General features: G+C 71.0%; 10 protein-coding genes. 3 read left to right on the top strand and 7 right to left on the bottom strand.

Annotation, left to right across the window (positions count from 1 at the left end; genetic code table 11):
• Window positions 1-155 precede the first annotated feature (155 nt).
• Window positions 156-977, top strand: coding sequence for an oxidoreductase (locus AB4Y83_RS12025; RefSeq protein WP_442297018.1), 822 nt, complete (start codon window positions 156-158; stop codon window positions 975-977).
• A 46-nt stretch (window positions 978-1,023) separates the two neighbouring features.
• Here the strand turns inward: AB4Y83_RS12025 and AB4Y83_RS12020 are convergent, their stop codons facing one another.
• From AB4Y83_RS12020 to AB4Y83_RS12010, 3 genes are all read right to left on the bottom strand, one after another.
• On the bottom strand, window positions 1,024-2,091 hold the full coding sequence (locus AB4Y83_RS12020; RefSeq protein WP_442297017.1) for an AfsR/SARP family transcriptional regulator: 1,068 nt from the start codon (window positions 2,089-2,091) through the stop codon (window positions 1,024-1,026).
• 134 nt (window positions 2,092-2,225) lie between these two features.
• The gene (locus tag AB4Y83_RS12015) at window positions 2,226-3,353 is read right to left on the bottom strand and encodes a hypothetical protein (protein WP_442274328.1); all 1,128 of its coding nucleotides are present in this window, start codon (window positions 3,351-3,353) and stop codon (window positions 2,226-2,228) included.
• A gap of 86 nt (window positions 3,354-3,439) precedes the next feature.
• Window positions 3,440-5,662, bottom strand: a complete 2,223-nt coding sequence (locus AB4Y83_RS12010; RefSeq protein ID WP_442297016.1) for a multicopper oxidase family protein — start codon at window positions 5,660-5,662, stop codon at window positions 3,440-3,442.
• Between the two features lie 328 nt (window positions 5,663-5,990).
• Here AB4Y83_RS12010 and AB4Y83_RS12005 point away from each other — a divergent pair, with 328 nt between their 5' ends.
• Together AB4Y83_RS12005 and AB4Y83_RS12000 are read left to right on the top strand one after the other, a co-directional pair.
• Window positions 5,991-6,617 carry a response regulator gene (locus AB4Y83_RS12005; protein WP_442274326.1) on the top strand — a complete coding sequence of 209 codons (627 nt, stop codon included), beginning with the start codon at window positions 5,991-5,993 and terminating at the stop codon, window positions 6,615-6,617.
• A gap of 52 nt (window positions 6,618-6,669) precedes the next feature.
• On the top strand, window positions 6,670-7,968 hold the full coding sequence (locus tag AB4Y83_RS12000; RefSeq protein ID WP_442274325.1) for a sensor histidine kinase: 1,299 nt from the start codon (window positions 6,670-6,672) through the stop codon (window positions 7,966-7,968).
• A 27-nt stretch (window positions 7,969-7,995) separates the two neighbouring features.
• Here AB4Y83_RS12000 and AB4Y83_RS11995 read toward each other — a convergent pair whose 3' ends face one another.
• The 4 genes from AB4Y83_RS11995 to pdhA form a co-directional block, all read right to left on the bottom strand.
• Window positions 7,996-8,424 (bottom strand): response regulator, encoded by a 429-nt coding sequence (locus tag AB4Y83_RS11995; protein ID WP_442297015.1) that lies wholly within the window; start codon window positions 8,422-8,424, stop codon window positions 7,996-7,998.
• A 287-nt stretch (window positions 8,425-8,711) separates the two neighbouring features.
• Window positions 8,712-10,169, bottom strand: a complete 1,458-nt coding sequence (locus AB4Y83_RS11990; protein ID WP_442274323.1) for a dihydrolipoamide acetyltransferase family protein — start codon at window positions 10,167-10,169, stop codon at window positions 8,712-8,714.
• A gap of 15 nt (window positions 10,170-10,184) precedes the next feature.
• A complete protein-coding gene (locus AB4Y83_RS11985) occupies window positions 10,185-11,177 on the bottom strand; it encodes an alpha-ketoacid dehydrogenase subunit beta (protein ID WP_056774399.1) in 993 nt (330 codons plus the stop codon).
• Window positions 11,177-12,331 (bottom strand): pyruvate dehydrogenase (acetyl-transferring) E1 component subunit alpha, encoded by a 1,155-nt coding sequence (pdhA, locus tag AB4Y83_RS11980; RefSeq protein ID WP_056755923.1) that lies wholly within the window; start codon window positions 12,329-12,331, stop codon window positions 11,177-11,179. Before pdhA ends, AB4Y83_RS11985 begins: the two co-directional genes overlap by 1 nt.
• Window positions 12,332-12,502 lie beyond the last annotated feature (171 nt).

Genomic DNA, 12,502 nt, shown 5'->3' with positions numbered 1-12,502 from the left:
GGCCAGAGCTCGTCGCGAGCTCTGGCCTCTCGACGTTCTCGCACCCGCACGACGTGGCCTCTCGACGGTGTGAGGGAGGGGTATGCCGTCCGGGCGGCCCACGCTGGGAGATGGGCGCGCGCTCGGGTCCCAGCGGTGCCGCATACGGTGTCGGGATGAGCAAGGTAGCCCTCGTCACCGGCGCGTCCTCCGGCATCGGCGAGTCCATCGCCATCCACCTCGTCGAGTCCGGGTGGACGGTGTATGCCGTCGCCCGCCGCGTCGAGCGCATGGCCGCGCTCGAGTCGCGCGGCATCATCGCCTTCGCCATGGACGTCACCGACGACGCGTCGATGGTCGCGGGGGTCGACCGCATCATCACCGAGCAGGGGCAGATCGACGCCCTCGTCAACAACGCCGGCTACGGCTCGTACGGACCGGTCGAGCACGTACCGATCGAGGAGGCGCGGCGGCAGTTCGAGGTCAACGTCTTCGGGCTCGCCCGCCTCACCCAGCTCGTCACGCCGCACATGCGCACGCGGCGTCGCGGCCGGATCGTCAACATCTCCAGCATCGGCGGCAAGATCTACGAGCCACTCGGCGCGTGGTACCACGCCACGAAGTTCGCGGTCGAGGGCTTCAGCGACAGCCTGCGCATCGAGCTCGCCCCCTTCGGCATCGACGTCGTCATCGTCGAGCCGGGCCCGATCATCTCGGAGTGGAACACCATCGCCCGCGAGAGCATGGTCGAGCGGTCGATCGGCACCGTCTACGAGGACCTCGGCCGCCGGATGGCCGTGATGTTCGAGCGCGTCGACACCCCGCGGATGAGCTCCGGGCCCGAGGCGGTCGCCGAGAAGGTGCTCAAGGCGCTGGAGGCCGCGAACCCCGCGGCGCGCTACCCCGCCGGACGCGGCGCGCGCGCCATCGTCACCGCGCGCCGGCTGCTGCCGGACCGCGCCATGGACGCCGTCATGAGGCGCGCCCTCTCCGGCTGACCCGCCCAACCGGTACCGGTTCGTGGCCCTTCGACGGTCGGGTGGGTCAGGCGGTGGCCTGAGCCGTGGGGTGCCAACCGCTGCGCGCCATCGACAGCAGACGCTCGAGCAGCCGCCAGTCCTCCTCGACCGGCGGGGGGCCGCCCCGCTGCCCCGCCCGGCCGGGGCGCCCCGGCCCCGTGGTCCCCTCGGGGTCCGCACCGGCCGGTCCGGCCGGGAGCGACACCGCGACGTGGAGGCGGACGACGGCGTCGACCAACGCCGCCAGCGGGTCGTCGTCGGCCTGCCGCGCGCCGTCCAGGAGGCGGCCGAAGACCTCGCGGACCCCGGGTCCGGGCGCGCAGCCGAGCTCGTCCGCGAGCAGCCGCCGGCACTCGTCGTAGGCGCGCAGGCCCTCCGCGTAGCGACCGCGCTGCTCACAGCACTCGAGGATGACGCGCCACGCAGCCTCGTCGTAGGGGTCGGCGGCGAGCGCCTCTCTCGCCCAGCGGTGGGCACGGTCGAGGTCTCCCGCGTCGAGGGCCACCCCTGCCGCCTCGGAGAGGGCCCTCAGCAGCTCGTCGTCGAGCTCCTCACGCGCCTGCTCGATCCAGTCGAGGTGCTCGTCCGGCAGGAGCAGGCCACTGAGGCCGCGGGCTCCCCCGAGGGCGTCGAGGGCGTCGAGGACGTCGAAGGCACCGACCCAGCCGCGCACGGCGGCCGGCCCCGAGCAGGCGCGCGCCCGAGCGGCCAGTCGCCGGAAGCGGTGGACGTCGACGTCGACGAAGGCCGGGTCGAGAAGGTAGCCGCCCGGCTCCGTGCGCACGGCGCTGCCGAGCCCCGGCGCCAGGGCGTCGAGCCGCTTGCGCACCAGGCTGACGTAGCCCTCGAGGGTGCTCAGGGCGCCCGCCGGTGGGGCGTCGTCCCACAGCAACCGCACGAGACTTGCCTTGCAGACGGCCTGGTCGGGCCGCAGCAGCAGCGCGACGAGGATCTGGCGCGGTTTCGCCCCGCCGAGCTGGCGCGGTCCGATCGACCGGTCGCCGACCGACACCCGCAGGCTCCGACACAGTGTGACCTCGGCTCGCACGGGTCCCTCAACCCCTGCTCGCGCCCCCAGGCTCGAGTTCGTCATGTCAACCCCTCCCTTGACTCCTCCATGGTCGGGCGAGGAGACGGTCTGCGGGCTCCACCACGTGCGGGGAGGTCGGACCCGAAGATTGGGGGTGAGCAGTCGGCTCACTTCACGAACACGACGGCGTTCATCTGCTAGCCCATGCCCGAGCTCGTGAGGCTCTCCGAACGAACGACGTCGAACCACCCCGCCTGACTCGACGCCACTCCGACCACGGTGACGGCCAGCACGGCGGCCACCGCGAGTCGGCCCAGGTGCTCGGGCCGGAGGCGGCGGACGGCGCCGACCGGGACGCGGCGCAGCAGGACGACGACGAGGACGAGGGCCACGAGCTCCAGGGCGCCGGCAGCGATGTCGGGGAGCCCGACGGCCTCGGGGACGCCGGGGTCGGGACCGACCGGCAGACCCCAGGTGCGCGACCACGCCCACACGACGAGTGGACCGGCCGAGAGCGCGGCCACGAGGAGCAGGAGGCCACGAGCGGGCGCGGGCCCCCGGAGCACGAGGAACGCCGCGACGGCCTGGGCGACCGCCAGCGCGACGAAGAACCAGGCCGCGGCCACCCACTCCTCGAAGTGCTCCGGCACGACCGCCAGGTGGATGAGCGCACCACCGACGAGGGCCAGGGCCAGGAGCAGCCGCCGCTCACCGCAGGCGTCCAGGGACCGACTACGGGCGCGCGCCGACCGGACGGAGTCCAGTCGGCCGCCGTGGAACATCGTCACCCACGCGACGGCTCCGAGGTTGGTGACGAGCAGGAGCACGGCTCCGAGGCCGGTGGCGCGCAGCTGCAGCCACCACGTGTCCTGCCGCAGCCGCTCGATGCAGTCCGCCCGGCAGTCGCCCCGCATCGAGGCCATCACCTCGAGCTGGCCCGACTGGAGGTGGAAGTCGTACGCGGCCCCGACCGCCATCTCGACGGCGCCGACGAGCGTGGCGGTCACGACGACGAGCCCCGCGGTCAGCAGGAGCGGCGCCCGTCCCCGGTCGTCGTGTCGCCGGTCCGACAGGTGCACGGCGAGCGCGAGCGCGGCGAGGACGGCGCACACGTAGACGGGGACGAGGACGGTGGACTCGTGCCACCAGGTCGTGAACGGGCCCTGCCCGCGACCGACGGCGCCGACCGCACCGCGCATCGAGGTCACCCAGAAGCCGTCCGCGTAGGCCAGCACCACCGCGAGGGGCAGCACCGTCGCCCAGGGGACGGCGCGTCGGCGCCCCGGGACCGTGGGTGGGGCCGCGACGGTCGAGGAGGTGGTCATGGCAGTGCCTTCCTTCCTAGTGGTGGACCACGGCGTAGGCCGTGTCGTGGCCGTCCATGCGGAGGCCACGACACGGCATACGCTCCCTACGGCGTGATCTCCCAGCCGAACATCATCGCGTGGTCCTCGTGCGCGAGGTTGTGGCAGTGCGCGACGTAGGGACCCACGAAGTCCCGGAATCCCCGGTAGACGATGACGGACTCGCCCGGGTCGAGGGCCGTCAGGTCCTCGCGCGAGACGTCGTCGGGGTGACCCGCGCTGCCCTTCGTCGCGTCCTTGCCGTTGCGCATGACGACGCGGTGCTCCTCCATGTGCAGGTGGAACGGGTGCACCCAGCCGCCGCCGCCGTTGCGGATCTCCCAGAGGTTGAAGCTGCCGCGCTTCTGCTGCGCGAGCGGGGTCTTGCCGGCGGGGTTCTTCAGGCTCGTGCCGACGTGCGTCGGGTCGAACGGCTGGCCGTTGATGAGCCACTCAACGTCGGCGGACGAGCTCCCGCGCTCGACCTCGAAGACCAGGCGGTTGTCGAGCATGCTCTGCCAGTTGCCCGGCAGCGGCGGCAGCGACCGCAGCAGCTGACCCGGCTGCGGGACGAGGCTGTCGTCCGGGGCGTCGTCGCCGATGACGAACTTCAGCACCGGCACCTTGTAGTTCGGGTCCGGCGAGAACCGGGACGAGTTGGACCACATGCGACCGTTCGGCATCTTCATGACGTTCGTGAGGTAGACGACGTCGCCCTTCGTCGTCGGCGTCCCGTCCTGGTAGCGGGTGAAGTCGACGATGACCTCGCGGCGCTTGGCCGGCCACAGCTCGAACGAGTCGCGCTTGATCGCGAACGGCAGCAGGCCGCCGTCCGAGGCGATCTGGGTGAACTGCATGCACTGCTGGCCGTCGGGGATGCGGTACTGCCCCTCGAGCTCGTCGCCGCCGTAGCCCAGGGACGCGGATGACTTCGGGCCCGTCGTCGACGCCATCAGCTTGAACTCGTAGATGCGGGCGATCGAGGCGTCGAGGAAGCGGAAGCGGTACTTCCGGCGTCGCACGACCATCGTCGGGTAGGCGGTGCCGTTGACGGTGAAGATGTCGCCGACGAAGCCGTGGTTGGGGAAGTGCTTGTAGAACGTCTTGCCCCACCACTCCGGGTGCGTCGCAGGGTTCTTCGCTGCCGGGAACTCCCCCATCCCGTCGTGGACGTCCTGGTGCGTGGTCACCCCGTCGTCGAGGCGGCAGTCGTAGAACGCGAGCGGGACGTCGTAGTCGACGTCGAAGGAGCCGTCCGGGTTGTCCCGGCGGACGCCGGGCAGCCTGAGCCCCTGGCGCTCGTCTCCCATGTCCGTGCCGTTCTTGGGGTCGTAGATCGGGTAGAGGCCGACCATGCCCTTGTAGACGTTCGACCCGGTGTGGTCCATGCGGTGGTCGTGGAACCAGAAGAAGCTCTGCTTCTCGCGGTCGTCCCCTCCCGCCGGCCAGTTGAGGTAGAGGTTGTCGCAGAAGGTCTGGGGTCCGTAGCCGGTCGACTTGGGGCCGTAGGTCATGCAGTAGTGCGGGTTGCCGTCGCTCTCGGGCGCCGTGTGGCCGTTGTGCAGGTGGGTGAGGAACGACCAGTCCGGGGACCCGAAGTCCTGCCGGTCGAGGCCGAGCGGGTTCTCGTCGAGGTGGTTCTCGAAGCGGACGAGGACGGGCTTGCCGTACTCCGCGTTGATCCTCGGTCCGGGGAAGGTGCCGTTGAAGCCGTAGATCGTGCTCATCGGCAGCCAGCGCTTCGTGCCGGCGGCATACGTGGCGCCGTAGGCGTCGAACGACGCCGTCGGCTTGCCGTTCGAGTCGATCGGCAGCACCTGGGAGGTCGTGAACGAGTGGGTGCGCAGGAGCAGGTCGATCTTGTAGACGATCGGGTCGGGATAGCCGAGCGCGGAGGGCCAGATCTGGTGCCGCTCGCTCCCGAACGAGTTCTGCTGTCCCACACCGGGACCGGGAGGCTTTGCCCAACGGCTGAAGGTCGACACCGGCACGGGCGCCAGGGCCTTCGGTATCGGGAGCGGGTCGGAGAAGGGCGAGAGGATCAGCGGGCTCGTCGGGAAGGCCTCGACGTAGAAGAGCAGGTCGCCGAGTGTCGTCGACGAAGCTGCGAAGGCGCCGTCGGGCGACAGCAGACCCTGCTGCGCCAGGACGGGACCACCGAATGCGCGGGCGGCGACGAGCGCGGCTCCGAGTCCTCCGGCGGCCCCGAGCCGGAGGACGGTGCGTCGGTAGATCCCGCCGGGCTCGAGCTCACGCGGGTCTTGGGGTTCCGAAGGTGTGGAGGTGTTCATGCCTGCTCCTCAGGTGGTGGACGGCGAGCCCCGTGGTGCGTGCTGCTCCCGGTGCCCGACGTCCCGGTCGAACTGTGCTGCTGCAGTGGGTCCCCCGACCAGCGGGGGATATCCACGCCCATGGTGGGCGGACCTGCTCGGGAGAACCTCGGGGTCCGTCGGGAGTACCGGTCGGGGCGCGGGCGGCGCTCGCGGGACGAACCGGACCCTTCGGATTCGTGGGACAGCGCCCGGCGACGTGGCCGATACTGAAAGCCGACATGCTCCCGGGGGGGTGCCCATGAAGGCTTCACCGTGCGTTGACAGCACACAGACATCAGTCCTGATCGTGGACGACCACCGGGTCCTTGCCGACGCCATCGGCTTGGTGATCAACGGCGAGCCCGACCTGCGTTGTGTCGCAACGGCGCTCAACGCCGCCCAGGCTCGCGCGCTGGCGGCGTACTGGCAGCCCGACGTCATCCTCATGGACGTCCGGCTCGGTCAGGACGACGGCATCGACCTGGCCACGGACCTCATCGGTGCCGTCCCGAACGTGCGCATCATCGTGCTCAGCGCCTTCATCGACCAGGCCCTGCTCACGAGGTCGCTCAACGCCGGAGCGTGTGCCCTCCTGCCCAAGGACGGCTCCCTCGACGAGATCCTCGGCGCCGTCCGGTCGTCGACCCGGAAAGGCTTCGCCATCGACCCCGGCCTGCTGCGCACCATCGTGCGGGCCGGCGCCGACCGCCACGGGGCTCCCGTCCCGCGCCTGACGCCGCGCGAGGCCGACGTCCTGCGCCGGCTGGCGGACGGAGCCGATGCCGTCATGATCGCCAGGGAGCTCGGGATCTCGGTGCTGACGTGTCGCGGCTACGTCAAGACCCTGCTGCGCAAGCTGCACGCACACTCCCAGCTCGAGGCCGTCGTGAACGCGAGCCGGCTCGGCCTCATCGCACCGACCAGGCGTGGCTAGCGCGCCGGGCTCGCAAGGGTCCGGTGGGACACACGGCGGGCCCCCGTCGATCGTGCGCGAGGCCATCACCCGTTTCGGGCTGTGGACGCTCGTGGCCTTCCTCATCGTCGCGTTCGGGGCCGTCCTGGTGGCACGCGCGCTGGCGGCGGACCTCGCGCTGCGCGAGGCGAGCCTGCGAGGCAGGACCTTCGCGGCCAACGTAGCAGCGCCCTTCGTCGACACCGCGGTGCGCTCCCGGCGCCCGAACTCCTCGCAGAGCCTCGTCACGGTCGTCGAGTCGCGGCTGCGGGACGGGTCCCTCGTCCACGTCAAGCTCTGGTCGATGGAGGGCAACGTCATCTGGTCGGACGAGCGCGACCTCATCGGCCGCACGTACGTCATGGACGAGGACGTCGCCGCGCTCTTCGGCACCCAGGACGTCGTCGCCGACGTGTCGGACCTCAGCAAGGTGGAGAACGTCGAGGAGCGCACCGCGGGCCAGCTGCTCGAGGTGTACGTCGGTGCGTTCGACGCCGACAGCAAGCCGGTCGTCATCGAGTCCTACTGGTCGACCGAGCGGCTCGAGAGCGACCAGCGGCTGCTGCTCTACGCGCTGACGGCCCTCGCCGTCGGCGCCATGCTCATCCTGACGCTCTTCCTCCTGCCGCTGGCCCTGTCGCTGGCCCGTCGGGTCGACCACGCGCGCACCGAACGCGGGGCGATGCTGCGCCATGCCCTCGCCGCCTCCGACATGGAGCGGCGCCGCATCGCCGAGGAGCTGCACGACGGCCTGATCCAGAACCTCGCGGCCCTCGGCTACGCCCTCCCGATGGTCGCCCGCCAGCTGCCCGACAGCTCGGTCGAGGCGCGCGAGCTGCTCGACTCGGCAGGTCAGAGCCTCCGCGGTGACATCTCCTCCCTGCGGGGCCTGGTCACCGACCTCTACCCGGCCGACCCGTCCCTGCCCGGGCTCACGGCGGCCCTCGACATCCTCGCGACGCGGGCCCGCGAGTCGGGCGTCGTCGTCGACGTCGAGGTCTCTCCCGGCTACGCCCACCTGTCCACGGAGGCGATCCAGCTGACCTACCGCGTGCTCCGCGAGGGGCTGCGCAACGTCGTCAAGCACGCCAACGCCTCCCGGGCGACGCTCATCGCCGTCGTCGAGGGCGACGAGGCCACGGTGACGGTGGTCGACGACGGCAGCGGGCCACCTCCGGGCCCGGTCGCCACCGGCCACCTCGGCCTTCGCCTGCTCGAGGACACCCTGACCGACGTCGGTGGGTCGCTGCGACTGGCACGCCGCGCCGAGGGCGGGACCGAGCTCGTGGCGCGTTTCCCGACGTCCTTCGCGAGCGAGCTTCAGCTCCCCTGAGCGTCGCCGGCCGCGGCGTTCGGAGGGTCAGCGCGGCATCCCGGGCTGGCGCCCCCTTCCCACGCCACGGACCGCGTCGAGGACCGTCGACGGCACCGCATCCTTGACGATGTATGCCGCCGCGCCGGCTTCCAGCGCCGCCCGCCGTCCCTGCACCGACGGCTCTCCCGTCAGCACGACGACCTGGGTCGTCGGCCGGTCCTGCAGGATCCTCCGGGTGGCCTCGACCCCGCCGATGCCGGGCATCCGGATGTCCATGAGCACGACGTCGGGGTGGGTGCGCCGAGCCACCTCGACCGCCTGCTCGCCACTCTCGGCGGCGCCGCAGAGCTCGAGGTCACCCTCGACGGAGAAGAGCGAGGCGAGCCCGATCCGGAGGATGTGCACGTCGTCGACGACGAGCACGCGGACGACGTCCGGTCCCTGCGGGGTCGGGTCCGAGCGGAGAGCAGTCACCGGTGTGGCCCCCGTCCTGCCCGGGCGCACCACGGACCCGGCCCGTGCACGCGCTGCCCACCCATGACGGACCTCCACTGCTCAGGGGCGATCGCCCGATCGGGAACTCCACCATCGTGGCGTGGCGCGCGGCGCGGCGCACGCGCCACGGGTGGGGTCGGCATACCCCCAATCGTGGGGGTGTGTCCCGATCCGATCGCGGTCCTCCTGAGGCGTCCCCCGGCAGGACGGATCGTCGAAGGACCACAAACCGGTGCCGGTTTGTGGCCCCTCGACGGTTGGGTGGGTCAGCCCCAGACGAGGGCCTGGGCCGGGTCGGCGAGGATCGCGGCCAGGTCGGACAGGAAGCGGCTGCCGAGCTCACCGTCGATGAGACGGTGGTCGAAGCTCACCGCGAGCTGCGTGACGTGGCGGATGGCGATCTCGTCGTTGCCGTCGGCATCGGTGACGACCCACGGCTGCTTGCGGATCGCACCGAAGCACACGATGGCCGACTCGCCCGGGTTGATGATCGGGGTGCCGCTGTCGACGCCGAACACGCCGACGTTGGTGATCGTCATCGTGCCGCCCGACATCTCGGCCGGCTGGGTGCGGCCCTCGCGGGCCGTGGCGGTGAGCTGACCGATGGCCTGCGCCAGCTCGAGCATCGTCATGGCGTGAGCGTCCTTGATGTTCGGGACGATGAGGCCACGCGGGGTCGCGGCGGCGATGCCGAGGTTGACGTAGTTCTTCTGGACGATCTCCTGGTTGGCCTCGTCCCACGTCGCGTTCATGCCGGGGTTGCGCTTGACCGCGAGGACGAGCGCCTTGGCGAGCACGAGCAGCGGCGTGACCTTGACGTCCTTGAACTCGCGGCTGCCCTTGAGGCGGTCGACGAGCTCCATCGTCTTCGTGACGTCGATGGTGATCCACTCGGTGACGTGCGGTGCGGTGAAGGCCGATCCGACCATCGCCTGCGCCGTCATCTTGCGGACGCCCTTGATCGGCGTGCGCTCCTCGCGCTCACCCGCGCCGAACGGCATACGCGAGATGGCCGGCGCAGCAACGCCGACGGCGGAGTCGGCTTGTGCTGCAATGCCGTTCACGGCGGCGCCACGTGCATGGTTCGTCACGTCGTCGCGCGTGATGATGCCGTCGGCCCCGGTCGGGGTGACGGACGCGAGGTCGATGCCGAGGTCCTTGGCGAGCTTGCGGACGGGCGGCTTCGCCTTGGGACGGCCACCGGCAGCGGACGCGCCCGGGACGGCAGGAGCCGGCGACTCGACACGCGGAGCCGGGGCTGCGGGCTCGGCGACGGGTGCGGCAGCCGCGACCTGCTCGGTCTCGGTCGGTGCTGCGGCGACGGGGGCGGCGGCCATGCCCTTGCGGGCACGACGGGCCGTGGCGCCGGCCTTGGCGCCGTAGCCGACGAGGATGGCCTCGGAGCCGCCACCCGCGCCCTCGGCGGGAGCGGCCTTCTCGCCCGGGATCGACGGTGCGGCGGCGGGAGCGTCGTCACCGCCCTTGCCGTCGTCGATCGAGATGATCGGCGTGCCGACGTCGATGGTCTGGCCGACCTCGACGAGCAGCTCCTTCACGGTGCCGGCCCACGGGATGGGCAGCTCGACGAGCGACTTGGCGGTCTCGATCTCGAGGACCATGTCGTTGACCTTGACGGTGTCGCCGGGCGACACCTTCCACTCCACGATCTCGGCCTCGACGAGCCCCTCACCGGGGTCGGGCAGGTTGAACGTCTTGATTGCCATGTGTCGCAGCCCTTCTCAGTACGCGAGCGCGCGGTCGACGCCGTCGAGGATGCGGTCGAGGTCGGGGAGGAACTCCTCCTCCATCCGGCTCGGCGGGTAGGGGATGTTCGCGCCGGCGACCCGGATGACGGGGGCCTCGAGCTCGTAGAAGCACTGCTCCGTGACCTGCGCCGAGATCTCCGACGCCATGCCGAGAAAGCTGCTCGCCTCCTGGACGACGACGAGGCGACCCGTCTTGCGCACCGACTCGACGATGGTGTCGATCGGCAGCGGCGACAGCGAGCGCAGGTCGATGACCTCGATGCTCGTGCCCTCGGCCTCCGCTGCGGCGGCCGACTCGAGCATCGTCTTGACGACCGGGCCGTAGCCGAGCAGCGTCACGTCCGTGCCCTCACGGAGCACGTTGGCCTCGAAGAGGCCGCGCGGCGCGGTGGTCGCGGTCGTGTCGTACTCCGCACGGTCGTGGTAGCGGCGCTTCGGCTCGAAGAAGATCACCGGGTCGTCGCACGCGACGGCCTGCTGGATCATCCAGTGGGCGTCCTCGGGGTTGCTGCACGCGACGACGCGCAGGCCCGCGGTGTGGGCGAAGTAGGCCTCGGGGCTCTCGGAGTGGTGCTCCGGACTGCCGATGCCGCCCCCGAACGGGATGCGGATCACCATCGGGATCTTGACCGCGCCGAGGGCACGGGCGTGCATCTTGGCGACCTGGCTGACGATCTGGTCGAAGGCCGGATAGACGAAGCCGTCGAACTGGATCTCGCAGACGGGGCGGTAGCCGCGCAGCGCCATGCCGACCGCGGTGCCGACGATGCCGGACTCGGCGAGCGGGCTGTCGATGACGCGGTCCTCGCCGAAGTCCTTCTGCAGGCCCTCGGTGATGCGGAAGACGCCACCGAGCTTGCCGATGTCCTCACCGATGAGCACGACCTTGGGGTCGGCCTCCATGGCCTTGCGCAGGCCGTTGGTGATGCTCTTGCCGAGCGTGACCTTCTCGAGCTGGCCGGCCATCAGTTCGCCTCCTCGAAGCTCGCCTTGTAGGCGAGGTAGGCGGCACGCTCCGCCTCCATGACCGGGTGGTCCTCGGCGTAGACGTGGTCCCACATCGTCTCGCCGGCCATCGTCTCCATCGTGACGCAGCCCTCGCGCAGCTCGGCGGCGAACTGGTCGGCCTCCTCGTCGATGCGGACGAAGAAGGCCTCGTCGGCCATCCCCTCGTGCGCGAGGAGCGTCTTGAGGCGCAGGATCGGGTCGCGGAACTTCCACTCCTCGACCTCGGCCGAGACGCGGTACTTCGTCGGGTCGTCGGCCGTCGTGTGCGCACCCATGCGGTACGTGTAGGCCTCGATGAGGAGCGGGCCGTTGCCGTTTCGGGCCTCGTCGAGGCAGTGCTGCGTCACGGCATACGTGGCAAGGATGTCGTTGCCGTCGACGCGGACACCCGGGAAGCCGAAGCCGCGGGCGCGCTGGAAGAGCGGGATCCGGGTCTGCTTCTCGACGGGCTCGGAGATGGCCCACTGGTTGTTCTGGCAGAAGAAGACGACCGGCGCGTCGAAGCTCGCCGCGTAGACGAAGGCCTCGTTGACGTCACCCTGCGAGGAGGCACCGTCGCCGAAGTAGCAGATGACCGCGGTGTCGCGGTCGGGGTCGCCGGTGCCGACGTTGCCGTCCATCCGCACGCCCATCGCGTAGCCCGTGGCGTGCAGCGCCTGGGCCCCGATGACGATCGTGTAGAGGTGGAAGTTGTTCTCCTGCGGGTCCCAGCCGCCCTGGCTGACGCCGCGGAAGAGCTGCAGCGAGCTCTGCGGGTCCATGCCACGCACGAAGCCGACGCCGTGCTCGCGGTAGGTCGGGAAGACGAAGTCGTGGGGCCGCAGCGCACGACCGGAGCCGACCTGGGCCGCCTCCTGACCGAGCAGGCTGGGCCACAGGCCGAGCTCACCCTGGCGCTGCAGGGCGTAGCCCTCGGCGTCGAGCCGGCGGATGAGGACGAGGTCGCGGTAGAAGCTCCTCAGGTCCTCGGGCGTCAGGTCCGCGACGTACTTGTCGTAGTCGGGATGGGACACGCGCTGACCTTCGGGGGTCAGCAGCTGGATCATGTCCGGGCCACCGTCGCCGACCGCGGGGGTCGGCTCCTGCAGCTCGGCGACAACCTTGTCGCTCACTGGGGCTCCTTCGCCGGTGAGACCGGCCTACTCGTTCGGCCCGCAAACGGGGGTCACCCGCTCGTCGGCTTCTGGGGGCGCAGGGCCGCCGTTCGTGACGACGGACTCGTGCTTGGTCCTCGACCCGGAACTTACCGGAGAGCCCTGCGAATCTCACAATGCGGGACGACA

It is taken from the genome of Terrabacter sp. RAF57 (assembly GCF_052113925.1).
GTDB lineage: Bacteria > Actinomycetota > Actinomycetes > Actinomycetales > Dermatophilaceae > Terrabacter.
Note: the sequence above shows the minus strand (reverse complement) of the source record. Positions and strands in the feature narration are given on the sequence as shown.

Coding starts and splice junctions, on each gene's coding strand:
- AB4Y83_RS12025 (WP_442297018.1), top strand. CDS start 156: ATGAGCAAGGTAGCCCTCGTCACCGGCGCGTCCTCCGGCATCGGCGAG.
- AB4Y83_RS12020 (WP_442297017.1), bottom strand. CDS start 2,091: ATGACGAACTCGAGCCTGGGGGCGCGAGCAGGGGTTGAGGGACCCGTG.
- AB4Y83_RS12015 (WP_442274328.1), bottom strand. CDS start 3,353: ATGACCACCTCCTCGACCGTCGCGGCCCCACCCACGGTCCCGGGGCGC.
- AB4Y83_RS12010 (WP_442297016.1), bottom strand. CDS start 5,662: ATGAACACCTCCACACCTTCGGAACCCCAAGACCCGCGTGAGCTCGAG.
- AB4Y83_RS11990 (WP_442274323.1), bottom strand. CDS start 10,169: ATGGCAATCAAGACGTTCAACCTGCCCGACCCCGGTGAGGGGCTCGTC.
- AB4Y83_RS11985 (WP_056774399.1), bottom strand. CDS start 11,177: ATGGCCGGCCAGCTCGAGAAGGTCACGCTCGGCAAGAGCATCACCAAC.